The organism is Deinococcus gobiensis I-0, from assembly GCF_000252445.1.
Classification (GTDB): Bacteria; Deinococcota; Deinococci; order Deinococcales; family Deinococcaceae; genus Deinococcus; species Deinococcus gobiensis.
In genome coordinates this window covers 2,572,704-2,594,422 of sequence record NC_017790.1, presented here as the reverse complement: position 1 = coordinate 2,594,422, position 21,719 = coordinate 2,572,704, and the positions used below count along the sequence as shown (strand labels likewise).

At 72.1% G+C, this 21,719-nt stretch carries 20 protein-coding genes and 5 tRNA genes; 16 read left to right on the top strand and 9 right to left on the bottom strand.

Annotated elements, in window-relative coordinates; translation table 11 throughout:
* The first annotated feature begins 65 nt into the window (after positions 1 to 65).
* Complete coding sequence (locus tag DGO_RS21150) at positions 66 to 2,240, top strand: putative bifunctional diguanylate cyclase/phosphodiesterase (RefSeq protein WP_050920808.1); 2,175 nt, start codon at positions 66 to 68, stop codon at positions 2,238 to 2,240.
* On the opposite strand, the gene DGO_RS12325 is transcribed toward DGO_RS21150, so the two are convergent.
* Both DGO_RS12325 and DGO_RS12320 read right to left on the bottom strand, forming a co-directional pair.
* Positions 2,237 to 2,416 carry a hypothetical protein gene (locus DGO_RS12325; protein ID WP_014685852.1) on the bottom strand — a complete coding sequence of 60 codons (180 nt, stop codon included), beginning with the start codon at positions 2,414 to 2,416 and terminating at the stop codon, positions 2,237 to 2,239. The two genes, DGO_RS21150 and DGO_RS12325, sit on opposite strands and share 4 nt — an antisense overlap.
* Positions 2,413 to 4,359 (bottom strand): phosphodiester glycosidase family protein, encoded by a 1,947-nt coding sequence (locus DGO_RS12320; protein WP_338032386.1) that lies wholly within the window; start codon positions 4,357 to 4,359, stop codon positions 2,413 to 2,415. The genes DGO_RS12325 and DGO_RS12320 overlap by 4 nt, the downstream gene beginning before the upstream one ends.
* Before the next feature lie 116 nt (positions 4,360 to 4,475).
* Between DGO_RS12320 and mglB the strand changes: the two genes are divergently transcribed.
* The 5 genes from mglB to DGO_RS12295 all read left to right on the top strand — a co-directional run bounded on the left by mglB (position 4,476) and on the right by DGO_RS12295 (position 7,491).
* The gene (gene mglB / locus DGO_RS12315) at positions 4,476 to 4,961 is read left to right on the top strand and encodes a GTPase-activating protein MglB (protein ID WP_014685850.1); all 486 of its coding nucleotides are present in this window, start codon (positions 4,476 to 4,478) and stop codon (positions 4,959 to 4,961) included.
* 83 nt (positions 4,962 to 5,044) lie between these two features.
* Entirely contained in the window at positions 5,045 to 5,635 is a 591-nt protein-coding gene (mglA, locus tag DGO_RS12310; RefSeq protein ID WP_014685849.1) for a GTPase MglA, read from the top strand.
* 129 nt (positions 5,636 to 5,764) lie between these two features.
* Positions 5,765 to 6,649 (top strand): menaquinone biosynthesis prenyltransferase MqnP, encoded by an 885-nt coding sequence (gene mqnP / locus DGO_RS12305; protein ID WP_043803809.1) that lies wholly within the window; start codon positions 5,765 to 5,767, stop codon positions 6,647 to 6,649.
* Positions 6,649 to 6,981: a hypothetical protein gene (locus tag DGO_RS12300; protein WP_050920807.1), complete on the top strand. Its 333-nt coding sequence runs from the start codon at positions 6,649 to 6,651 to the stop codon at positions 6,979 to 6,981. The genes mqnP and DGO_RS12300 overlap by 1 nt, the downstream gene beginning before the upstream one ends.
* Before the next feature lie 99 nt (positions 6,982 to 7,080).
* Positions 7,081 to 7,491, top strand: a complete 411-nt coding sequence (locus tag DGO_RS12295; protein ID WP_014685847.1) for a hypothetical protein — start codon at positions 7,081 to 7,083, stop codon at positions 7,489 to 7,491.
* Between the two features lie 87 nt (positions 7,492 to 7,578).
* Here DGO_RS12295 and DGO_RS12290 read toward each other — a convergent pair whose 3' ends face one another.
* The 3 genes from DGO_RS12290 to DGO_RS12280 are packed head-to-tail and all read right to left on the bottom strand — an operon-like array spanning position 7,579 to position 11,044.
* Positions 7,579 to 9,345 carry a GAF domain-containing sensor histidine kinase gene (locus DGO_RS12290; protein ID WP_083847288.1) on the bottom strand — a complete coding sequence of 589 codons (1,767 nt, stop codon included), beginning with the start codon at positions 9,343 to 9,345 and terminating at the stop codon, positions 7,579 to 7,581.
* Positions 9,346 to 9,403: 58 nt separating this feature from the next.
* Entirely contained in the window at positions 9,404 to 10,153 is a 750-nt protein-coding gene (locus DGO_RS12285) for an RNA methyltransferase (RefSeq protein ID WP_014685845.1), read from the bottom strand.
* Positions 10,154 to 10,189: 36 nt separating this feature from the next.
* Positions 10,190 to 11,044, bottom strand: a complete 855-nt coding sequence (locus DGO_RS12280) for a hypothetical protein (protein ID WP_050920806.1) — start codon at positions 11,042 to 11,044, stop codon at positions 10,190 to 10,192.
* A 76-nt stretch (positions 11,045 to 11,120) separates the two neighbouring features.
* Here DGO_RS12280 and DGO_RS12275 point away from each other — a divergent pair, with 76 nt between their 5' ends.
* A complete protein-coding gene (locus DGO_RS12275) occupies positions 11,121 to 11,882 on the top strand; it encodes an alpha/beta fold hydrolase (protein WP_050920805.1) in 762 nt (253 codons plus the stop codon).
* Here DGO_RS12275 and DGO_RS12270 read toward each other — a convergent pair.
* Positions 11,827 to 13,191: a glycogen synthase gene (locus DGO_RS12270; RefSeq protein WP_014685842.1), complete on the bottom strand. Its 1,365-nt coding sequence runs from the start codon at positions 13,189 to 13,191 to the stop codon at positions 11,827 to 11,829. The two genes, DGO_RS12275 and DGO_RS12270, sit on opposite strands and share 56 nt — an antisense overlap.
* A gap of 119 nt (positions 13,192 to 13,310) precedes the next feature.
* On the opposite strand from DGO_RS12270, the gene DGO_RS12265 reads away from it, so the two are divergent.
* The 5 genes from DGO_RS12265 to DGO_RS12245 all read left to right on the top strand — a co-directional run bounded on the left by DGO_RS12265 (position 13,311) and on the right by DGO_RS12245 (position 17,416).
* Positions 13,311 to 13,386, top strand: a tRNA-Ile gene (locus tag DGO_RS12265).
* A 16-nt stretch (positions 13,387 to 13,402) separates the two neighbouring features.
* A tRNA-Val gene (locus DGO_RS12260) sits at positions 13,403 to 13,477 on the top strand.
* Positions 13,478 to 14,435: 958 nt separating this feature from the next.
* On the top strand, positions 14,436 to 14,999 hold the full coding sequence (locus DGO_RS12255) for an adenylate/guanylate cyclase domain-containing protein (RefSeq protein ID WP_145975323.1): 564 nt from the start codon (positions 14,436 to 14,438) through the stop codon (positions 14,997 to 14,999).
* Between the two features lie 46 nt (positions 15,000 to 15,045).
* Positions 15,046 to 15,723 carry a response regulator transcription factor gene (locus DGO_RS12250; protein WP_010887388.1) on the top strand — a complete coding sequence of 226 codons (678 nt, stop codon included), beginning with the start codon at positions 15,046 to 15,048 and terminating at the stop codon, positions 15,721 to 15,723.
* A 91-nt stretch (positions 15,724 to 15,814) separates the two neighbouring features.
* On the top strand, positions 15,815 to 17,416 hold the full coding sequence (locus DGO_RS12245; RefSeq protein ID WP_050920804.1) for a sensor histidine kinase: 1,602 nt from the start codon (positions 15,815 to 15,817) through the stop codon (positions 17,414 to 17,416).
* Between the two features lie 39 nt (positions 17,417 to 17,455).
* On the opposite strand, the gene argR is transcribed toward DGO_RS12245, so the two are convergent.
* The 3 genes from argR to DGO_RS12230 all read right to left on the bottom strand — a co-directional run bounded on the left by argR (position 17,456) and on the right by DGO_RS12230 (position 19,863).
* The gene (argR, locus tag DGO_RS12240; protein ID WP_043802283.1) at positions 17,456 to 17,917 is read right to left on the bottom strand and encodes an arginine repressor; all 462 of its coding nucleotides are present in this window, start codon (positions 17,915 to 17,917) and stop codon (positions 17,456 to 17,458) included.
* Between the two features lie 63 nt (positions 17,918 to 17,980).
* Positions 17,981 to 19,150 carry a bifunctional phosphopantothenoylcysteine decarboxylase/phosphopantothenate--cysteine ligase CoaBC gene (coaBC, locus tag DGO_RS12235; RefSeq protein WP_043803801.1) on the bottom strand — a complete coding sequence of 390 codons (1,170 nt, stop codon included), beginning with the start codon at positions 19,148 to 19,150 and terminating at the stop codon, positions 17,981 to 17,983.
* Positions 19,151 to 19,260: 110 nt separating this feature from the next.
* A complete protein-coding gene (locus DGO_RS12230; protein WP_050920803.1) occupies positions 19,261 to 19,863 on the bottom strand; it encodes a hypothetical protein in 603 nt (200 codons plus the stop codon).
* A gap of 157 nt (positions 19,864 to 20,020) precedes the next feature.
* Here DGO_RS12230 and DGO_RS12225 point away from each other — a divergent pair, with 157 nt between their 5' ends.
* The 4 genes from DGO_RS12225 (at position 20,021) to DGO_RS12210 (ending at position 21,674) form a co-directional block, all read left to right on the top strand.
* Entirely contained in the window at positions 20,021 to 21,295 is a 1,275-nt protein-coding gene (locus DGO_RS12225; RefSeq protein WP_043802280.1) for a nitrilase-related carbon-nitrogen hydrolase, read from the top strand.
* 67 nt (positions 21,296 to 21,362) lie between these two features.
* Positions 21,363 to 21,450: transfer RNA gene (locus DGO_RS12220), tRNA-Ser, on the top strand.
* 34 nt (positions 21,451 to 21,484) lie between these two features.
* A tRNA-Ser gene (locus tag DGO_RS12215) sits at positions 21,485 to 21,576 on the top strand.
* Positions 21,577 to 21,597: 21 nt separating this feature from the next.
* Positions 21,598 to 21,674 (top strand) — tRNA-Arg (locus tag DGO_RS12210).
* Positions 21,675 to 21,719: the final 45 nt, after the last annotated feature.

The following is a 21,719-nucleotide window of genomic DNA, read 5'->3' as shown; positions in this document are numbered from 1 at the left end:
GCCCATCCTCCGGCGCGACCCGGAATTGCGCCGCCAAGGAGCCGATCAGAGCCATGAGGACGCAAGTGCCCCGCCCCCACCTGAGTACTGACCTGGAGCTGAGTCTTCAGGAGGTGCTGGATCTTCTGCGTGAACGCCGCGTGCTGTTCTGGCACGCCGAGGTCGGCCAGCCCAGGGTCATGCTGTATATCGACGACGCCCATCTGGGCAAGTGGGACGCCGGGGTGCTGTGGGCGGGCCTGTCGCGAGAGGACGGCGCGCTGCTCGACGCCTCGCTGCGGCAGGTCGTGGAGGAGGGGGGCTGCTTCGATGTGGAATACCCCCTGACCTACGCGCCCGGCGAGCAGCGCTGGTGCCATTTCAGCGGCTTCTGTCCCCCGCCCGAGATGCACCTGGGCGGGCCCACCCGCCTGATGGGCCTGATCCGCGACGTGACCGCCCAGACCACCAGCTACGCGCGCTCGCTCGAACAGGCCGACCTGCTGCGCGGGCTGTGCGAGCAGAGCATGGTGGGCATCACCATCAAGGACCTGGAGGGGCGGTTCATCCTGAACAACTCCGCCCTGAACAGCTATGCCGACCGCCCCGCCGACAGCGACGACCTGACCGGGCAGGACAGCACGCAGATGTTTCCGCCCGAGCTCATGGCCCTGGTCGAGCGGCTCGACCACGAGGCCCTGAGCACCGGCCGGGCGGCGGTCGGCGAGATCGACCTCATGCTGGCGGGCCGGCCCATGAGCCTGCGCATGAGCAAGCAGCCCTTCTGGCGCGGCGGCGAGGTGGTCGGTACGGTGAGCTTCACGACCGACGTGACCGAGCGCCGCGTCCTGGAACGCCGGCTCCTGGAGCACTCGGCCGAGCTGGAGGCGCGGGTACGCGAACGCACGGCCGAGTTGCAGGCCATCAACGACCACCTGCGCCACACGGCCATGCACGACACCCTCACCGGTCTGCCCAACCGCGCCCAGCTCCAGCAGTGGTTTGCCGAACGGCGCGCCGGGTGGTCGGCAGACGGAAGTGCCGGGCCGGACGAGGCCCAGGACGGCCTGCCGCTGCTGACCCTGCTGATGGTGGACCTCGACCACTTCAAGCGCATCAACGACCGTTTCGGGCACGGGGGCGGCGACCTGCTGCTGCAACAGCTCGCCGGACGCCTGCGCCGGGGCCTGCCGCCCGGCGCGCCGCTGTGCCGCCTGAGCGGCGACGAGTTCGTGGTGCTGCTCGGCGGGGTGTCGCCCGCGCAGGCGCGGCAGCTGGCCGAAACGCTGATGGCCGAGCTGCTGCGGCCCTTCACGCTGGGCGGGCGGGCCGTGCAGGTGGGCCTGAGCATCGGCGTCACCCACGCCTGGACCGCCGGGTGCGAGCTGCGAGACCTCCTCGACGAGGCCGACATGGCGATGTACACCGGCAAGCGCAGCGGGCGCGGCGGCGTGCGCGTCTTCGAACCCTGGATGCGTGCCCGGCAGTCGCTCCTGCAGGACCTGGAGGACGACCTGCCGGGCGCGGCCGAGCGCGGCGAGCTGTCGGTGATGTTCCAGCCGGTCGTGGCGCTCGGCGGGGCGGGCGAGGTGCCGGGGGTCGAGGCCCTGGTGCGCTGGCAGCACCCCCGCTACGGCCTGATCCAGCCGGACGAGTTCATCTCGATGGCCGAGGCCCAGGGCAGCGTGAAATGCATCGACCTGTGGGTGCTGCGGGAGGCCGCCCGGCAGGTCTGGCCGCTGATCCGCGCCGGGCGGGTACGGACCCTGGCCGTGAACTTCTCGGCGCAGCATTTCGCGGGCAACGGATTTCCGGGGCAGCTGCGGGCCACGCTGGAGGAGACCGGCCTCCCTCCGAGCGCCCTGGTCGTCGAGATCACCGAGAGCCTGTTCATGGAAGACCACCGCCGCGCCAACGTCCTGCTGCGTGACCTGCTGCGCGACGGGGTGGGCGTCGCCGCCGACGATTTCGGCCGGGGCTACTCGTCCCTCGCCAAGTTGCAGCACCTGCCGCTCTCGATGCTCAAGGTGGACCGGGCCTTCGTGGCGACCTCGGCGCAGTTTCCGGGCATCGTCCGGTCCATCGTCGAGATGGCGCGCAGCCTGAACCTCACCGTCGTGGCCGAAGGCATCGAGACCCCGGCGCAGCTCGACGCCCTGCGCGACCTGGGCTGCGGCTACGGCCAGGGCTACCACCTCGCCCGGCCGATGGACGCGCCCGCCCTGAGCGCCTGGCTCGCCGCGCGCCTGGACCCGGCCTAACCCAGGCGGTGCCACAGGATCAGGCCCCACAGCAGCAGCAGCAGCACCAGCCCGATCCGCAGGGCCACGCTGAACCACCCGAAGGCGTGGCGGCGGCGCTTCGGGCGGCCGGTCGCGGTGAACCGGGCCGACGGGGCTCTGGGGGGTGGGCGACGGGGGGTGCGGCTCCGGCTCAAGGCGCCTTGCCGGCCTGGGCCATGGCCGCCGCGCGCGGCACGAACACGACCGCGTTGGGCACGTTCTGGCCCCAGACCGTGTTGAGGTAGCCGCCCAGGTTGCCGTAGCCGCCGGTGACATACGCCGCCGCGCTGCTGCCGCTGTCCATGCGCACCGCGTCGCGTACGCCCGAGGCGGCCAGCGCCGCCGCGAAAGCCTCGGGCGTGCCGTGCTCGAAGTAGGCGATGGTGGGCTGGCCGTTCAGGGTGCCCAGCGCCACCTGCCGGGTCGCGCGCCAGATGCCGGCCGAGGTGTTGAACTGCTCGCGGGCCGGGTTCAGCGCCACCTGCCCGCCCTGCACGAGCAGCGGCCCGGCGCTCAGGGCGTCCTGCGCGCTGTCCCAGGGCGCGTCCTCGGCGCGCCAGGCCAGCGCGGCGTTCAGGGTGGCCCCGGCCGCGCGCGGCAGCTGCGGGTAGCGCGAGGGGTCGAAGGTCAGGGCCAGCGTGCCGGCCGGAGGCGTGACCCGCCCACTCAGGGCCGAGGCGACCGTGCCTGCGCCGGGCACGACATACAGCGTGGTCAGGCCGTCGGCCCCGACCGCCGTGCGCCCGTCGCCCACGAAGGCCGTGAGCAGGTCGGCGCGCGCGCGGGGGCCGACCGTGTTCACGGTGACGCTGCCGAACGGGCCACTCAGCACGTAACGGGGCCGGGGATAGCCGACCAGCGTGGCGCCGGTGGCCGTGAAGCCCACGGTGGCGCGCTTTTCCAGGCTGGGCGCGGTCATCAGGCCGCCCGAGACCACGAGGTCCACCGGCAGGGCGGTCGCCGGGTCGAAGTAGCCGCCGTTGACCCCGGCGACCCCACGCACGCTCCCCACCAGCGCCGAGAGCCCCAGGGCGCGGCCGGCAGGCGCACTCACCACGCGCGGCTGGTACAGCGCGGGGTCGAAGCTCAGGAGGTGCAGGTAGCCCTTGTTGCGGTAGGTCACGCCCGGCGGCAGGGCCTCGGGGTCGATGGGAGGCGGCACGCGGGTGTCGAGCTGGGTCGTCGTGTCGATCACCACGCGCGCCGGATTGTCGAGGGTAAAGACCTCGCTGCTGCCCCCGCCCGTGTTCAGGCGCACGGCCACGCCGCCGCTTCCCGGCGTGACGCTGAGGGTGTCGCCCGAGTTGAGGGTCTGGTGGACCGGCGTGGCCGCGACCCCGGCGAGGGTCAGGCTCAGGCCGCTGCGGTCGCGCGTGACCGTGTAGGCCGCCGCCGCGCTGAGTTCCAGCACGACCCGCTGCACCTCCACGTTGCGGTGCAGTTCGCGGCCGATACGCACGGTGGACAGGGTGGTCGCGGCAGCGGGAGCCGCCGTGACCGGACTGGAGCCGGGCGCAGGCGAGGCCGGCGCGGAGGTGGGGGCCGGGGCCGCCGTGACCGGCGCGGGCGTGCTGGGCCGGGCCGGAGCAGGCGACGCGCTCGGTGCGGGCGGGGCTGCCGTGGCCGTGGCCGTCGCCAGGTCCGGCGAGGGGGGAAGGGTCGCGGCCGGGACCAGGGCCGGAGCGGCGAAGTCCAGCACGTCAGGGGCCTCGCTCAGCACGCGTACGCCCAGGGCCCGCAGCGCCGCCAGGGGCACGTACAGGCTGCCGTTCACGCTCTGCGGAGCGGCCAGACCGGCGGGAACGCGCAGGCCGACCGCGCGCCAGCCGCCGCCCTGGCCGCCGCCGCCCGGCGCGTAGCGCAGTTCGCGGGCGCCGTACAGCAGCCGCAGGTCGCGCGGGTCGTTGCGCACGCTCACGCCCAGGCGCGGCAGCGTCCACACCGCCAGCGCCTCGCCGCCCGCGAGCAGCCGCGAATCCACCGCCGGGGCCTGCGCCACGCCGCCGACGGCGACCGTGCGGGCCTGCGCCGCGCCCAGCAGTCCCAGCATCAGCGCCAGGAGCGCCGCCTTCCTTCCCGTTGTCCCGCCTGCCGTCACGCGGGCGAGTGTATCCGCACGGGCAGCGGCGGCGGGTGAGTCCGGGGAGGCGGCGGGCGCAGAGCAAGGGGCGCGTCAGAGGTTTGTGCGACGCCGGCCCTTAGAGTTGGGGGGCCATGATTGAGCCTTCGCTTGACCTTTACGGCGACGCGTTCGCCCGGGTGGACCAGCACCTCGAAGAACTGCTGGCCGCCACCGGAGTCCGCTATTGCCTGCTTGTCGACCGCAAGGGCTTCGTGCTGTCGCACAAAGAAGCCCTGTGGGCGCCCCGCCCACCCGCGCTCGACAGCGTCGCCACGCTGGTCGCCAGCAACGCCGCCGCGACCGCCGCGCTGGCGAACATGCTGGGCGAACGCACTTTCTCCGAACAGACCCACCAGGGCGAGAACGGCACGCTGTACGTGGAGTCGGTCGGGGATCAGGCGCTGCTGACCCTCATCTTCGACAGCAGTGTGGCGCTGGGCAAGGTCAAGGTGTACGCCCGCAAGACCATCCCCAAGATCGGGGAGATTCTCGACGAATTGGCCGACGCGCCCCAGCCGGAACTGGGCGACGACTTTTCCAAGGGGGCCAGCGCGCTGCTCGACGACCTCCTGGGCTAAGCGTCCCTCCCGACCGCCTGCTGTCCGCGTTTCCTTTGCCTTTTCGCGCGTCCCCGCGCGCCTCACCGGAGGTGAGCCCCCCCTTGAGCACCATCAACTTCGCTGCCCGCGAGATCAACTGCAAGATCGTCTACTACGGCCCCGGCATGTGCGGCAAGACCACCAACCTCAAGTACGTGTTCGGCCGCGTGCCCGGCCACCAGCGCGGCGAGATGGTCTCCCTGGCGACCGAGGACGAGCGCACGCTGTTCTTCGACTTCCTGCCGCTCGATCTCGGCAGCGTGCAGGGCTTCAAGACCCGCTTCCACCTCTACACCGTGCCGGGACAGGTCTTCTACAACGCCAGCCGCAAGCTGATCCTGCGCGGCGTGGACGGCATCGTGTTCGTGGCCGACAGCTCGCCCAACCGCCTGCGCGCCAACGCCGAGAGCATGCGCAACCTGCGCGAGAACCTCCAGGAGCACGGCATCGACATCCGCGACGTGCCCATCGTGCTCCAGGTCAACAAGCGCGACGTGCCCGGCGCGCTGCCGGTGGACATGATCCGCGCGGTCATCGACCCCAAGCGCGAGCTGCCCATGTACGAGTCCTCGGCCAGCCAGGGCGTCGGCGTCTTCGAGACGCTCAAGGGCGTCAGCCGTCTGGTGCTCGACCGTCTGGCGCAGCCCAAATAAGCCCGCGCGGCCCCGGCGGCCCGGCGATTGTGAGTGCTTCTGAGCGCCCACCCTCGCCGGGCCGCTATGCTGCGTGGCTGTGAGAAGCGTCGAGTGGGCAGGCAGCGCCGAGTGGACAGGCGGGGCGTGGTGAGCGCTACGGGACGGATCAAGACCTATCTGGAACTGGTGAAGTTCGAACACACCGTGTTCGCGCTGCCCTTCGCCTACGCCGGGATGCTGCTGGCGAGCATGAGCGCGCGCGGCACCGGCTGGCCCGGCTGGCACACCCTGATCTGGGTGACGGTGGCGATGGCGGCGGCCCGCACGGCGGCGATGGGTGCCAACCGGGTCATCGACCGCTTCATCGACGCGCGCAACCCGCGTACCGCCGGCCGCGAGGTGCCCAGCGGCAAGGTCTCGCCCGCGCAGGCCTGGACCCTGGTGGGCCTCAGCGTGGTCGTGCTGGCCTTCGCGGCGGCGCAGCTCAACCCGCTGTGTCTGGTGCTGCTGCCACTCGCCCTGGTCTTTCTGATCGGCTACCCGTACACCAAGCGCTACACCTGGCTGTGCCACGTGTGGCTGGGCATCACCGACGGGGCGGCGGCGGCGGGCGGCTGGATCGCCGTGACCGGGCACTTCGACCCGCCGGCCTGGGCGCTGTGGGCGGTCGTCATCTTCTGGATGGTCGGGCTGGACGTGATCTACGCGACGATGGACTACCGCTTCGACCTCGCCAACGGCGTCAAGAGCATCCCGGCGCGCTTCGGCATCCCCCGCGCCCTGAAGATCGCCGCCGTGAGCCACGCCCTGACCTTCGCCCTGCTGCTGCTGGTCGGCGTGCTCAGCGGGGCGAGCTTCTGGTACTACCTCGCCGCGCTGGCGATGGGCGGCATCCTGTTCTACGAGCACCGCATCGTGAACCCGGACGACCTGACGCGCGCCAACGTGGCCTTCTTCGACGCCAACATGTGGCTGGCCCTGACGATGCTGGCCGGTGTGGTCGCCGACGTGGCGTGGCGCACCCTGACCTGATGGACGGTCCTGCGGCATGGGCGGCCCTGGTTCCCCCCCAGGCCGCCCTCGCCTTTGTAGAGGGCGACGAGCGGCTGGCCCTCACCCTGCTGTCGCGCGCCCGCGACGCCCGGCCGCCGGAATCGCTGGCCTGGGCGCAGCTCGAGCGCCTGTGCGGGCTGGTCCTCATCCATATCCTGCGGGAGGTCGAGGGCACCTTCGCCCTGGAGCGCGCCGACGCCTGCCTGGACCGTCTGGGGGGCGCGCGCCCCGACCTGGGGTGGCTGGAGGCCGCCGCTCCGGAGGACCGGGACCAGCCGGGCAGGGGGGGAGACGGCGGCCGGATGCCCTAGAATCCGGGCCATGTCCCGCGCCCGCCGCCTCCGGAGTCCCGCTTGACCCAGGAACGCTCCGCCGAACCGCGCGCCCTGGAAAACTCCGAGGCCGAATTCATGGCCCGCTACGGCGAATACGCCGCGAGTGGCCTGCTGTACCCCCAGCCCGAGGGCAGCCCCCTGCTGGAGTTCGCGGCGGGGGGCCGGGTCCTGTATCTGTTCGACCGCTGCGGCCCCTACGCCGCGCCTCCCGGCCCGGCGCGGGTCGTCGTGAACGGCCTGCTGGACCTGCCCGCGACCGAGGTGCTGGGTCAGGACGCGCCGCAGGGCGAGACCCTGACCCTGGTGGGAATCTCGGCGGCCGAGGGCTGCGGGCAGATCGAGCAGGTGCTGGGGCGCAGCTGGGTGGTGCGCGCCCGGCTGCCGCTGGTACTGTCGGCCTACTCGGCGCTGCCCGCTGCGCGGCCCGGCGACTGGGTACGCTTCCGCACGCTGCCGCCGCTGCACGGCTTCGTGCTGACGGGCTGAACGTCAGGGGGGCCGCTGCGGGGGGCTCCGCACTATTTATGGTCCGGGCGAACCACGCCCCCCCGGGGCGCGCTGCCTGCCCCGACTTCAGGTCTGCGGCACCTCGGCCTCGACGAGCGTGCCTCCGCCTGGGGCCGAGTGGACCTGATAGCGCCCGCCGCGCGCCTCGATCCGCTCGCGCATCTGGATCAGGCCCAGGCCGCCCGCGCTGCTGACGCGGCCGGTGATGCTGTCCGGATCGAAGCCCACGCCGTCGTCCTGTACGCGCAGCCGCACGCGGGGGCCGCCCAGCAGGCTCACGCTGACCTCGCGGGCGCGGGCGTGCTTGGCGACGTTGTTCAGGCTCTCCTGCACCAGCCGGAAGACCATCGCCTCGTCGCCGGGCGCGAGGTGCAGCTCGCCGCTGTCTTCCAGGCCGCCGAAATCCAGCGTGGTCCGCAGGTTGTTCTGCTCGCCGAAGTCCAGCACGTAGCGCCGCACCGTTTCCAGCAGACCGTACCGTTCGAGGTCGATGGGCCGCAGCGCGAAGATGGACCGGCGCACCTCGCGGATCTGCTCGCGCAGCAGCGATCCGGCCGCGCGCACCTCGGCCTCGGCGCGGTCGGGGTCGCTGCGCAGCTGGCGCGACACCACGTCGAGCTTCAGGGCCGCGAAGGCCAGCGACTGCGCCACCCCGTCGTGGATCTCGCGGGCGATGCGGGCGCGCTCGTCGCTGATCGCCAGTTCTTCGGAATACAGGTAGGCGCGGGCGTTGCGCACCGCCAGCGTGGCCTGCCCGGCCATCAGGGCCAGCAGGGGCACCCGCGTCTCGGTGAAGGCCCCCTCGCGGCTGTCGCCCAGCACCAGCACGCCCAGCAGGCCGTCCTCGTTGAGCATCGGCAGCCCCAGCGCGCTGCGGGCCCCCGGAAAGACGTCCACCGCCTCGGCCTCCTGCGCGATCAGGGGCTTGCCTGCCTCCGCGACCCGCAGCGCGAAGGCGGGGGCCGGGCTGCCGCCGACCGCCTCGCCGCGCTCGTCCTCGGCGTATTCCAGCCGCAGCACGCCGTCCTGGTCGGTGAGGTACGCCGCGCGCGCCGTCACGTTCAGGCGCGCGGCCATGTTGCGCGTGATGCGCGAGAGCAGCCGGCGCATGTTGCGCTCGGCGCGGATGCTCTGGTCCACCGAGTGCAGGGTCATCAGGTCCAGGGTGCGCTGCCGGGCGGCCTCGACCCCGTTGGCGACCTCGGCGGCCAGCGCCTGCGCCAGCGTCTCGGTGTCGGGGCCGGGGGGGGCCTCAAAGTGCAGGGCGAGCGCGCCCCCCCCCGGAATCGGCACCTTCAGGGGGTGCAGATCGGCGCTGGGCGAGGCCAGCAGGGTGTCGCCGCGCGCCGTGCCGCTCAGGCCGCCGGGCACCGTCAGCGTGGCGTGCGTGGCGCCGGTCACGCGCACCGCGCCGCGCGCCGCGACCTCCAGCACCGCGCCCTGGTCGGGGGCCTCGGCGAGGTCGCGCATGAGTTCCTGCACGGCCCGCAGCCGCCCGTGCGAGGCGCTCAGTTCGCCGTACAGGGCGCGCAGCTCACGCTCGGCCCGCTCGCGCGCGCGGGTGCCCTCGGCGATCCACTCGACACTGAAAAAGGTCACGGCCGGCCCCACCAGGCCGTAGAACAGCAGGTGGGCCCAGAGCTCCGCGCCCGGGCTGCGCAGCTGCGCGATGAGCAGCTCGACCACCACCACCACGAGCAGGATCAGGGGAGGCAGCGTGTTGCGCACCAGCCGCACCCGGTCCGACAGCTGCGCCGGAGCGGGCAGCGCCTGCGTGGCGGGCGGGGCGGGCAGGGGCACAGGCGGCGGGGCAGGGGCGGGCCGGTCGGTCATGCCCGCAGCATAGGCAAAGGACCGCGTTTCTTCCGTGTCCCCGGGCGGTGTCTCCGGCTCAGCGGTCGTCGGCGTGGTCCGGTTCCGGCAGGGGCTCCGGCTGCGCGGCGCCGGGGACACTGCCGACTTTCCACTGCACCTGCCGCAGCAGCCCCCGGAACAGGCGGCTTTCGGCGCTGGTCATGTGGGCCCGGTCGAGCAGCTTGCGCCACAGCCGCAGCGTGTGCCGGGCGCGCACGGCGTCGGTGTAGCCGATGAGGTGCATGACCTCCTGAAGGTGGCCGTAGGTAGACTCCATCTCCTCGCGGGTGGCGGTCTTGCGTGTGTGCTCGGGCACCTCGTCCACGCCCTGCAAGAACTCGTAGCACACCAGCAGTACGGCCTGCGCGAGGTTGAGGCTGGCGTAGTCGCCGGTCGGAATGCGCACCGTCACCTGACACTGCTCCAGGTCGCTGTTCACCAGCCCGGTCTCCTCGGGGCCGAACACCAGCGCCGGGGCCGCCGCGCCCCGCACCAGCGGCCGGATCTGGGCCGGGTGCTGGGGGGCGGGCAGGTCGGCGCGGATGCGGGCCGAGGTGCCCACGCTGACGTCGCGGTCGGCCAGGGCCTCGCGCAGGGTGGGGTACACCCGCGCGCCGCGCAGCAGGTCGGCCGCGTGGACCGCCATCGCCACCGCCTGCGAATCGAGGTAGTCGCAGCGCGGGGCCACGATCCGCAGGTCGGAGGCCCCCATGTTCAGCATCGCGCGGGCCGCCGCCCCCACGTTGCCGGGTGTTTTCGGAGAGACGAGGACCACCGCGAGATTCACGCGCGCCAGCTTATCAGCCCCCGCTGCCGGGAAGCTTCAGGGGGCCACATAGATCGGGTTCTCGATCTCCACCTCCAGCCCCAGCGCGAGGTCGGCGGCGAGTTCGGCCGGCGTGTCGCCCCAGCCCTCGACGCTCACGTCCCCGAAGCCGCGCGCGCGGGCCAGCGCGCACACGCCCAGCAGCAGCGCGGCGCGCAGGTCGCCGCCCGCCGGCCCACCGTGTCTCAGGTCCGGGCGCACCCCCGGCGCGTCGATGCGCGCGTAGCCCTCCTCCGGCGCGGCGCGGCAGATGCCGGCGGCCCTCCCCGAGGCGTCGAGCGCGATCAGGCTCAGGGCCGGGTCGTAACCGCCCGCGCCGTCCCCGGCCGCCGCCGGACTCACGGCGTGATGACCCAGACGGTCCTCGTAGGTCGCCAGGGCGTCCAGGCGGGCAGCGAGGTCGGGCACGTCGGTCAGGGGCCGCAGCGTGAAGCCCGGCGGCACCTGGGGCGCGGCCTGGGGGGTCGGCCCGGCGAGCAGGCGGTAGGCGGCGGCCTCGCGGTAGCCCGCCGCCCGCAGCGCCGCCGCCGAGAAGAGGTGGCCGTCCGCGAAGGCGTAGACCCGGCCGCCCTCCAGGTGGGCGGTGCGGGCCAGGGCTACCCCCACGGCGTCTTCGTGGTCGCGGCCCTGGGGGTGGGCCAGCGCGCCGCCCAGCAGCTCGGCCCCGTTGGCCGGACTGGGACGCAGGCCCACGGCCCCCAGCACCTCGCCGCCGGGGGCGTGGGCGGTCCAGGCGGCGCTCAGGGTGTCGGCCATCCAGGCGACGTCCTCTTCGGGCGCGCCGTACAGCGCGGCGAGCAGGGGGGGCAGGTCGGCCGGGGCGGCGGGCCGGACGGTTACGTCAAACATCATCCCCCGGAGGCTATCCCGCCGGCCCCCTCAAGGTCGCCTGAAGGCCGGTTCCCGCCGCGCCACCCTACCCTGGGCCATGCCCCCTGCCCGGACCGTCCTGCTGCTGCACGCCTACCCGCTCTCGGCCGCGATGTGGGGCGAGCAGCGCCGCGCGCTCGAAGCCGCCGGCTGGACGGTCCTGGCCCCCGACCTCCCGGGCTTCGGCGGCCAGCCCGGCGCGCTGGTGTCCCTGCCCGGCGCGGCGGCCGACCTCCTGGCCGCGCTGCCCCCGGAGCCGCTGGCCCTGGTCGGCCTGAGCATGGGCGGCTACCTGGGGCTGGAGCTGCTGGCCCAGGCCCCGGAGCGTTTTCTCGCCGCCGTGCTGGCCGACACGACCGCCCGCACCGACCCGCCCGAGAAGGTCCAGGCCCGCCACGAGCAGGCGCGGCGCGCGCTGGCCGAGGGCACCGATTTCCTGGTGGACGCGGCGCGTGAGGAACACTGGCCCCCCACCTTCGAGCGCATCCGCCCGATGGTCGAGATGGCGACGCCTGCCGGGGTGGCGGGGGCGCTGCGGGCGATGGCCGCGCGGCAGGAGCACCGGGACACCCTGCGCGGCTTGCGGCTGCCGGTGCTCACGCTGGTGGGGGCACAGGACACCCTCACGCCGCCGGAACGCGCCCAGGAGATGGCCGACCTGGCGGGTGGGCGCTGCGAGGTGTTGCCCGGCGCCGCCCACCTCTCGAATCTCGACGCCCCCGAGGCCTTTACGGCGGCGCTGCTGCCTTTTCTGGAGGAGACCTTCAGCGCAGCGAGCGGTACAGCGCCAGATAGTGCCGCGCCGGACCGTCCCAGCTGAAGTCGAGGCGCATGGCGCGCTCTACCCGCCCCGCCCAGTCGCCGGGCTGCCGGTACGCGGCCAGGGTTTCGGTACACGCGGCGGCCAGCGCCTGCGGCTCGGCCTCGGCAAAGCGGAAGCCCACGTCGTGCGGCACGGTGTCCACCAGTCCGCCCGTCTCGCGCACGACCGGCAGGGTGCCGTAGCGCATGGCGATCATCTGCGACAGGCCGCACGGCTCAAAGCGGCTGGGCATGGCGAAGGCGTCGGCCCCGGCATAGATGCGGTGGGCCAGCGCCTCGTTCATGCCCTGCGCGAAGGCCACGCGCGGGTGCTGCGCCCAGCCGGTCAGTGCGGCCTCCAGCAGCGGGTCGCCGCCGCCCAGCACGACCACGTTCCAGTCGGGGGTCAGGGCGGGCAGCGCCTCGATCAGCAGGTCCATGCCCTTCTGGCCCGCCAGCCGGCTGACCGTCGCCAGGACCGGCGCGCTGTCCAGCCCGAACTCGGCGCGCAGGGCCGCCGTCGCCGCCGCCTTGCCCGCGAGGTCCCCGTAGGGCGTGATGTCGGGGTCGGTACGCGGGTCCCAGCGCTCCTGGTCCAGCCCGTTCAGGATGCCGCTCAGGCGGCCCTGGCGCGCGAGGCCTCCCAGCAGGTCCTCCAGGCCCTCGCCGTACTGCGGCGTGGTGATCTCCTGGGCGTAGGTCGGGCTGACGGTGGTCACGCGGTCGGCGAAGGTCAGCCCCGCTTTCATCAGGTTGACGTCGCCGTCCTTCTCCAGGCCGTCCGGCCCCAGCGCCCAGTCGGGCAGACCGGTCCAGCGGCTTCCCTCGGCGAAATTCCACTTGCCCTGGTATTGCAGGTTGTGCACGCTGAAGACCGTGGCAAGGCCCGCGAGCTGCGCGTGCGCCACGACTAGACCGGCCTGCCAGTCGTGGCCGTGGACCACGTCCGGCACGGTCCCCAGGCGGCGCAGGACCGGCAGCACGGCCTGCCCGAAGGCGCAGTAGCGCCACACGTCGTCGTCGTGGTACAGCCCTGGCCGCGAAAAGGGCGACAGGCCGATGAAGAGGTAACGCACGCCGCCGCGCCGCACCTCGCCCACCCAGACATGGGGGGCGTCGCCCAGACCCAGCGCGCCGCCCAGTTCCGGCAGGTCGCCGGCCCACAGGTGCCCGGGGGTCTCGCCGCCCAGACTGGCGTACCAGGGCGACACCACCGTGACCTCGCTGCCCTGGGCCGCCTGCACGGCCGGCAATGCCCCCACCACGTCGCCCAGACCACCGGAGCGGGAAAAGGGGAAGACTTCGGACGCTATGTGCGCGACATGCATAGCAAGACTGTACTCGCCGCCGGACGCCGGTCCCCGACGTTTGACAAGCCTGGAGTCCATTGCTACACTTCCCCTCGCCTTGTGCCCAGCACTCGGCGAACGCGCAGCCTCAGTCGTGCGGGCTCTTAGCTCAACGGTCAGAGCAGTCGGCTCATAACCGATTGGTTGCCGGTTCAAATCCGGCAGGGCCCACCAGCGCAATTCCAATTTCGGGCGGTTAGCTCAGTGGTAGAGCATTCGCTTCACACGCGAAGGGTCGTAGGTTCAAATCCTATACCGCCCACCAGATATAAAGTGCCCCGCTTCGGCGGGGTTCTTCTTTGTTCGTATCGGGGGTCCCACAGGACTACGGGTGCTCGATTTTTTCCCGGCGACGGACTTCGTTCTTCCGCCGAAATCCTGGAGGCGACTCTTCGGGAGGGTGGACCGTCTGCTCGGGGCCTCAAGCTCTTTCCGTCTCGTCGTTGCTCCCCGGTTCTCCCGCACCTACCGGCCAGTTCCCAGGCTGCGGCAGCTCAGGCGTGGCGCTCTGGGCGCACACGGACATGCTTTTCAGCCTTAGGCGGACGGGGAAGGTGGTGGGCCAACGCGCCGATCAGCCACGGTCACAAGCGCTCGGGCGCGTTACTGCGGAGGGCCTTGGCGCCCTACCGGACAGCCGGGATGAAGTTGCGAGCGAATTCGACCGGGGCCTGGAACCCCTGCACGCTCATGTCGCCCGCGTTCCGCAGCGGCACCCGGCAAAAAGTGACGGATTCCCTGCTCGGCTCGCCCGTCTCGCTGCCCACCGCATCCCAGGCCGTCTCCAGTGTGCCGCCCGGGTCGGGGCGCTGCGCATTTCCTTTCTGGGCTCACTGCTTCGACAGTCGGTGCAGAGAGGCCGGACAGGGGCGACAGGTGTCCGCGACCCGGCGGGATTCCGTGTCGCCAGACTCTACCGGGCCCTGTCCGGCCCAGTGCGACTTTCGAGATCGAGGTGGCTGCGCTGAACAACGCGACCGGCCTCCCCGGTGAGCCGAAGGTGGTCCGCGCTGTCGCGCACGACACTCGGAAGTTCAGGCCCATCAAACCGTTCAGGATCGAACGAATAATGAAGATGTCGCTATTCATTGGAAGGCTGTCGCCTTACATATAGAGGGAACTTTCATACTTGAGGGGAAGCCGCTCTTTACTCGTCGGTGAATCTTTGCCATCATGGGCTCATCTTTATGGCCGACCTTCTCCTTCCTCTAGCGAGCTCTCCCGTGGCGACCCAGCAGGCCTGTTTCGTCATGGTGGACCTGGTGGGGAGTACGGCGCTGGCGCAGCGGTTGCCGGTCGATCACTACGCGGCCCTGATGGCCGAGTTCGTCCAGCTGCTGTACCTGAGTTTCGAGGCCCACGGCGGCTGTGTGCTGCAACATCAGGGTGACGCCGTCCTGGCCTTCTGGCCCCAGGACCAGGCCGAAGCGGCGGTGCTCGCGGCACTCGACGCCCATGGCCGCGTCGCGCGGCTGCGTCTGGCCGGGCTGCTGGGGCTCTCGCTGCAGCTGCGCGGGGCGGTCACGTCCGGCGAGGTCATCACCGGGCATATCGGCGGGCAGCTCAGCGCCTACGGCCTGCCGGTCAATTTCGCGCGGCGGCTGTGCGGCGGCGCGCAGCCCGGCCAGACGTTGGTGTGTCAGATCGTGCAGTCGGGCTGCGCCGCCTCGGCGCGCCTGGAATTCGGGCTTCTGGGCGAGCCGCTGGAACTGCGCGACTTCGGGGAGATCTGCGAGGTCTACGAGGCCCGGCGCGTCCTGCGCGACAACCAGATGAAAGTCGGCTAAGCCAGACCTCCCGCCTTCTCATGAGAACGCTCTCTAGACTGGCGGCATGGAACGCAAGCCGCTGGTCCTCGTCATTGAAGATGAAAAAGACATTGCCCGCTTCATAGAACTGGAACTCGCGGCCGAGGGTTACGCCACCGAGGTGGCCTTCGACGGCGTGACGGGTCTTTCCAAATTCCGCGAAGTCAACCCCGATCTCGTCATCCTCGACCTCATGCTGCCGGTCCTCGACGGCCTGGAGGTCGCGCGGCGCATCCGCAAGACGAGCAACACGCCCATCATCATCCTGACGGCCAAGGACGGCATTCAGGACAAGGTCGAGGGCCTGGATTCCGGGGCCGACGACTACCTCATCAAGCCTTTTTCCATCGAGGAACTGCTGGCCCGCGTGCGCGCGCATCTGCGCCGCGTGAACCCGGCCGTGACCGGCGAGGTGCGTGTGGCCGACCTCGTGATGAACCTCGACGGCCGTGAGATCTTCCGGGGTGGTCGGCGCGTGGAGCTGAGCGCCAAGGAATTCGAGCTGCTCGAACTGCTGGCGCGCAATCCCGGCAAAGTCTTCTCGCGCTTCGAGATCGAGGAGAAGGTCTGGCCCGAATACACCGGAGGCAGCAATGTCGTGGACGTGTATATCGGCTACCTGCGCCGCAAGCTTGAGGAGGGAGGCGAGCGCCGGCTGATCCATACCGTGCGCGGCGTCGGCTACGTGCTGCGCGAGGAGTGAGCGCGCTTCCGGCCGCCGGGCGCTGCTCTAGACTGCCGGGCGTGAGGGCGCGGCAGAACAGGAGCGGGCGAGACGCCGGCGCGGGGCAGGCATGCACCTGACCCTGCGCTGGCGTCTCACGCTGCTGTATACGGCGCTGCTGGCCTTCCTGCTGGGGCTGGTGGCGGTCTCGGCCCTGCTCCTCATGCAGCGCAGCCTGCTGGGCAACGTGGATTCGGCCATCTCGGACTCGCAGCGGCAATTCACCGGACTGGTCAGCCAGCTGGGCTTCGACAGCCCGGCCGAGACCAGCGCCCGCAGTATCCCGCTCGTGTCGCGCGCGCGCGGGCTGTTTCCCAACGACATCATCCAGATCGAGGACCTCGTGTTCTACGACCGCGACTGGCTGATCGAGGCGCTCGGGCCTGGGCGCACCCCCGAGCAGCGCCGGGAGAACATCGCCTACATCCGGCGGCTCATGGACAGTCGCCGCGTGGTGATCGGGTTTCTCGCCAGCCAGCCGCTGCGCCTGAGCGACGCCGAACTGACACAGCTCGTCGAGTCGCCCGCCGGGCGCATTACCCTGACCCGCGAGATCCAGAACGCCTTCGGCTCGCAGGCCGATACGCCGACCACCTACCGCGTGCAGGTGACGCTGGGGCCGGTGCAGCTTGACCTCTCGCCAACCGACCCGCTCGCCCTGAACGCGCCGCCGCCCAGTTTCGCCATCACATACGTGGGCCGCAGCCTCGCGGGGGTCCACGACACCGTGAACACCCTCCAGAGCGTGCTGGCGCTGCTGTTCCTGACCGGGCTGATCATGGCGGGGGTGGGGGCCTACGTGCTCGCGGGGCAGGCGCTGCGCCCGCTGCGGCAGGTGCGCCAGGCCGCCGAGCGCATCGGCGGACAGACCCTGACCGAGCGCGTGCCGGTGCCGCAGACCCATGACGAGGTCGAGGCGCTCGCTGGCTCGCTGAACGCCATGCTCGACCGTCTGGAAAGCAGTTTCGAGGCCCAGCGCCGCTTTACCAGTGACGCCAGCCACGAGCTGCGCACACCCGTCACGGCCATCAGCGGGCACGCCAGCTATCTGCTGCGCCGCACCGAGCCGAGCGGGCAGCAGCGCGAGAGCCTGAACATCATCGTGCGCGAGTCCGAGAGATTGACCAACCTCATCGCCAGCCTGCTGCAACTCGCGCGCTCGGACAGCGGGGTCGTGAACCTCACGCGCCAGCCGGTCTTCTCGGGCCTGTTCCTGAGCGAGGTGGCGCGCGAACTCGCGCCGCTGGCGAGCGGCCAGCAGACGGCCCTCACGGCGACCGGCCCCGACATCCCCTTCGAGGGCGATCCCGACCGGCTCAAACAGGTCATCATCAATCTGGTGGGCAACGCGCTGAAGGCGGGCGCGCAGCACGTCACCATGTCCAGCAGCGCCGAAGAAGACGGCCGCGAGGTGCGCCTGACGGTCCGCGACGACGGTCCCGGCATCCCGGCCGAGCATCTGGCGCGGCTCTTCGACCGTTTCTACCGCGTCGAGGACAGCCGCAGCCGCGACCAGGGCGGCGCGGGCCTGGGCCTGAGCATCGCCCGCAGCATCGTGGACGCGCACGGGGGCCGCATCTGGCTGGAGAGCGAGGTCGGCCGGGGCACCGCCGCCCATGTGCAGCTGCCGGTGGGCAACGTGCCGGTGCTCGACGACGACGACGTGCCCTGAGTCGGGGGGGCGGACCGCGCCGCGCCCCGGGCAAGCCCCCTAGCCCAGCATCAGGGCGTTGAGCTCCTCCATGAGCGCCTCGCCCTCGGTCGTGGTGCGGGCGACCACGAAGATGGTGTCCTCGCCGGCGATGGTCCCCACGATGTCGTCGCGCTGCCAGCGGTCGAGCAGCAGGGCGACCCCGCTGGCGTGGCCCTCGGCGGTGCGGATCACCAGCAGATTCTCGCCCCGGTCCACGTCCTGCACGAAGTTCTGAAAGAGGCGCGTGAGCTGCTCCTCGACGTTGGCGTGCGCGCCGTACTGCGCCAGGGCGTAGCGGTGGCGGCCCTTGCCGATGGGCAGGCGCACCAGCCGCAGCTCGTTGATGTCGCGGCTGACCGTCGCCTGCGTGACCTGAATGCCCTCGGCGCGCAGCAGGCCCACCAGATCGGCCTGCGTCGAGACGCTCTCGCGCATGATGATGTCCTGAATCCGTTTCTGGCGCTGGTCCTTGCTGAGCATCGCGCCATGTTATGTATAGAAGATGAATAAAGCAAACATCCGGTCGGATGTGGGCCCGCGTCCTCAGTCCCGCAACTGCCGGGCCTCGTCGAGCAGCCGCCGGGCGACCTCGCGTTTGCTGGTGCGCGGCCAGGCTTCCGAGGTGCCGTCCGGGCGAACGAGCGTGACCTCGTTGTCGTCGCCGCCGAAGCCGGTGCCCTCGCGCGTGGGGTAGTTGAGCAGGATGAAGTCGGCATTCTTGCGCGCGGCCTTGGCGGCGGCCCGCTCGATCCCGGCGTGCGTCTCCATCGCGAAGCCCACCAGCAGCCGCCCCGCCTTTTCGCGCCCCAGTTCGGCCAGGATGTCGGGGTTGGGGGTGAGGTGGACGGTCACGTCGCCCGCCACCTTGGCCTGCTTCTCCTGGGCCTGCTCTGCGGCGCGGTAGTCGGCCACCGCCGCCGTCATGACCACGAGGTCGGCCCCGCGCGCGGCGTCGAGCACGGCGTCACGCAGTTCCAGCGCCGACTCGATGGGCACGGTCCGGACCCCGGCGGGCGGGGGCAGCTGAACCGGGCCGCTGACCAGCGTCACGTCGGCGCCCCGGTCGCGGGCCTCCTCGGCGACCGCGTAGCCCATCTTGCCGCTGCTGGGGTTGCTGATGAACCGCACCGGGTCGAGGTACTCGCGCGTCGGCCCGGCCGAAACGACCACCCGCCAGCCCGCGAGGTCCTGCGCCCTGACCGCCGGGGCGGGGGGGAGCAGGGCCAGCGTGGCGGCCGCGATGTCTTCCGGCTCGGCCATGCGGCCCAAGCCCCGGCCCTCGCCCAGCGTGCCGAAGGCCCCGACCTCCGGCCCCAGGAAGGTGTGGCCCCAGCCGCGCAGCGCCGCCGCGTTGGCCTGTACGGCGGGGTGGTGCCACATCCGCTCGTTCATGGCGGGCACCCAGAGCACCGGCCCCGCGACGCTCAGCAGGGTCGCGGCGGCGAGGTCGCCCGCGTGGCCCCCGGCGGCGCGGGCCAGCAGGTCGGCCGAGGCCCCCACGACCACGGCGGCGTCGGCGCGGGCCAGCGTGAGGTGCTGGGCGTCGGGGCGGGCCGCGAACCAGGTCGCTTCGGTCGCCACGCGGCCGCCCGCCGCCGTGGCGAGGCTCAGTTCAGTGATGAATTCCAGCGCGGCCGCCGTCGCGATGACTTGAACCTGCGCTCCGCGCTCACGCAGCCGCCGCAGCACCGACGGCGCCTTGACGGCCGCCATGCTGCCCCCCACGATCACCAGGACCGTCGGGGGAGACAGGGGGGCTTCCGGAAGGGAACGGCCGGAGTCGGGCAGGGACATGGCCGGAGTCTAGCGGCCGGGCGCGCGGACTACTCCGGCGGGCGGGTGTCCGGCGCGTCCAGGGTCTTGGGATCGAGGGTCTGCGGCCCGGCGCGCACGGCGCCATGCGGCGAGACGGCCAGCACGCGGCGCTCGGCCAGCGCCCACACCGCGCGGTGGACGGCCATCTCGCGCGCGGGGTCGCCGCCGGGCGCGAGCGTGTCGAGCAGCTCGGTGTAGCGCGGCTCCGGGTCCTCGCCGCCCAGGCGCGGGGTGCCCGAGGCGACACGCCGCAGCACCCGGCTCTCCTCAGGCGAGGTGGCCTGTTCCAGAAAGGCGGCGCGCTCGCGCAACTGCCGGGCGTGGGCCTCCCGCTCGCGGCGGCGGGCTTCGAGCAGGCCCGCGACCTCGGGGGGGGTCGTTTCGCCCCGCCGCTCCCGGCGCGCCTCGATCAGGGCTTCCAGGCGGGCGTCGGCGCGCTCGCGGCCGCTGGCACGCAGCTCCTCGCGGCGGCCCCGCAGGCTCTCGGCGGCCTGCTGCACGCGCGGGTCCTGACGGGCGCGTTCGCCCAGGCGGCGCGCGGCCCCGCGCAGGCCGCCCGTGTCCTCGGTCTGGGCATCGTCCGGCTCCGGCATAGGCTTGCGGCGCAGCATCAGCCGCCTGCCGGCAGGGGACTTGGGGTGGGGGAGGGGGTGGGGGGCATACCCCCACGTTCCCACAGTCCGCGCCGGGCTTCCAGCACCCGGGCCTGAGCGGAGCTTGAGACGGGGCCGCCCGCCCGCGCGCCCTTGCGGCCCGCTACCCTGGGGCATGTCCCCCGCCGACCCCGCCGCCCGGGCCTTTCGCGTGATCGCCGCGCAGCCGCAGTGGTCGGCCTCCGATTTCGTGAGTGCCGACGCCTTCCGCGCCTGGATGCGTGCCCAGCTCGACGGCGCGCGGCCCCTGATCGCCCCGGACCGGCCGACCCTGGTCGTCCTCACGGAACTCAACGGTCTGCCGCTGGTCCTGCGCGGCGCCGGGTGGGCCACGCGCCTGGGCACCTTCGAGCGGGCAGCGGCGGCCCTGTTTCTGGCACGGCTGCCCCGCACGCTGCCTACCCTGCTGCGCGAACGGGTGTCGCCCATCCGCGCGCTGCAACTGGCCGGGACCGACGCGAACACAGCGCTGTACCTGCACACCTGCCGCGAGCTCGCGCGCGAGTACGGCGTGTACCTGTGCTGCGGCTCGGCGCCCATGCCCCGCTACCGCCTCGTCGGCGGGCGGCTGCGGCGGGCGCCGGGCGTGCTCACCAACCAGACGGTGCTGCTCGGCCCGGCAGGTGACCTCATCGGGGTGACCGACAAGGTCCACCTCACGCCCGGCGAAGAGGGAGGCGGCGTGGACCTCTGCCCCGGCGACCTGGGGGAACTGCGGGTGTTCCCGACCCCGGTGGGCGACCTGGGGGTGGCCATCAGCCTCGACGCCTTCCGCGCCGACGTGATCGGCCGCCTGGAGGCCCTGGGCTGCACGGTGCTGCTGCAACCCGACGCCAACAGCCAGCACTGGACCGATCTCGAAGGCCTGCCGCCCGACCCGGCCCACGTGCGCGACCTGCCGGTGGCGTGGCTCGAATCGAGCTGGACGGCCAGCACCTCGGGGCGCAGCGTCCGTTACGCGGTCAACCCGATGGTGGTCGGCAACCTGCTGGACCTGACCTTCGACGGCCAGAGCGCCGTGACCGGCCGCGCCGAGGACGCTCCCGAGCCGCGCTCCTATGTCCTGACCGAGCCGCGCCCCGGGTTCCTGGCCCTGGCTCCCTGGGTCATGCAGGGCCCGCCCGACGACCTGCGGCGCGCAGGTCTGGCGCGCGCCGCCGGCAGCGGTCACCCGCTGGAGAACAGCTACCACACCGACATGCTGGCGGCCGACCTGAATCTGCCCCCGAGCCGCGTATCCGCGCCGCCACGCACCCCCCACGAGGACGCCCTGGACGCCCTGCTGCGCGGTGGGGCGAAGGCCGCTGCGCCCGCGCCGGGCTGGGGGGCCGTGGCCCTGGCCGGCCTGCTCGCCGCCGGAGTCCTCTGGGCCAGATGGCGCAGGCGTTGACAATTCAGGAGGTCATCCCTATACTTCCTTTCGCGCTCAGGGAGGCACCTGAGAGCGCCCACCGCAAGGGGGGTTGGCCGAGTGGTTGAAGGCAACGGTCTTGAAAACCGTAGTGGGGCAACCTACCGGGGGTTCGAATCCCTCACCCCTCGCCAGGACCCGACCGAGCAGCTGGGGGCATGACAATCTGGAGAGATGGGTGAGCGGCTTAAACCAAGCGTTTGCTAAACGCTCGTAGGGGTTATATCCTACCGCGAGTTCGAATCTCGCTCTCTCCGCCAAGCAGTACCTGCCTCAACAATGTGCCCGTAGCTCAGCTGGATAGAGCGTCTGACTACGGATCAGAAGGCCAGGGGTTCGAATCCCTTCGGGCACACCACCAAGCAAGCCTCCGCGAAAGCGGAGGTTTTTGCTTTGTGGTGTA

Bases quoted from the DNA above. Each gene is read 5' to 3' on its own strand.
- mglB (WP_014685850.1), top strand. From the start codon at position 4,476: ATGATTGAGCCTTCGCTTGACCTTTACGGCGACGCGTTCGCCCGGGTG.
- DGO_RS12300 (WP_050920807.1), top strand. From the start codon at position 6,649: ATGGACGGTCCTGCGGCATGGGCGGCCCTGGTTCCCCCCCAGGCCGCC.
- DGO_RS12295 (WP_014685847.1), top strand. From the start codon at position 7,081: ATGGCCCGCTACGGCGAATACGCCGCGAGTGGCCTGCTGTACCCCCAG.
- DGO_RS12290 (WP_083847288.1), bottom strand. From the start codon at position 9,345: ATGACCGACCGGCCCGCCCCTGCCCCGCCGCCTGTGCCCCTGCCCGCC.
- DGO_RS12280 (WP_050920806.1), bottom strand. From the start codon at position 11,044: ATGATGTTTGACGTAACCGTCCGGCCCGCCGCCCCGGCCGACCTGCCC.
- DGO_RS12275 (WP_050920805.1), top strand. From the start codon at position 11,121: ATGCCCCCTGCCCGGACCGTCCTGCTGCTGCACGCCTACCCGCTCTCG.
- DGO_RS12270 (WP_014685842.1), bottom strand. From the start codon at position 13,191: ATGCATGTCGCGCACATAGCGTCCGAAGTCTTCCCCTTTTCCCGCTCC.
- DGO_RS12250 (WP_010887388.1), top strand. From the start codon at position 15,046: ATGGAACGCAAGCCGCTGGTCCTCGTCATTGAAGATGAAAAAGACATT.
- DGO_RS12245 (WP_050920804.1), top strand. From the start codon at position 15,815: ATGCACCTGACCCTGCGCTGGCGTCTCACGCTGCTGTATACGGCGCTG.
- argR (WP_043802283.1), bottom strand. From the start codon at position 17,917: ATGCTCAGCAAGGACCAGCGCCAGAAACGGATTCAGGACATCATCATG.
- coaBC (WP_043803801.1), bottom strand. From the start codon at position 19,150: ATGGCGGCCGTCAAGGCGCCGTCGGTGCTGCGGCGGCTGCGTGAGCGC.
- DGO_RS12230 (WP_050920803.1), bottom strand. From the start codon at position 19,863: ATGCTGCGCCGCAAGCCTATGCCGGAGCCGGACGATGCCCAGACCGAG.
- DGO_RS12225 (WP_043802280.1), top strand. From the start codon at position 20,021: ATGTCCCCCGCCGACCCCGCCGCCCGGGCCTTTCGCGTGATCGCCGCG.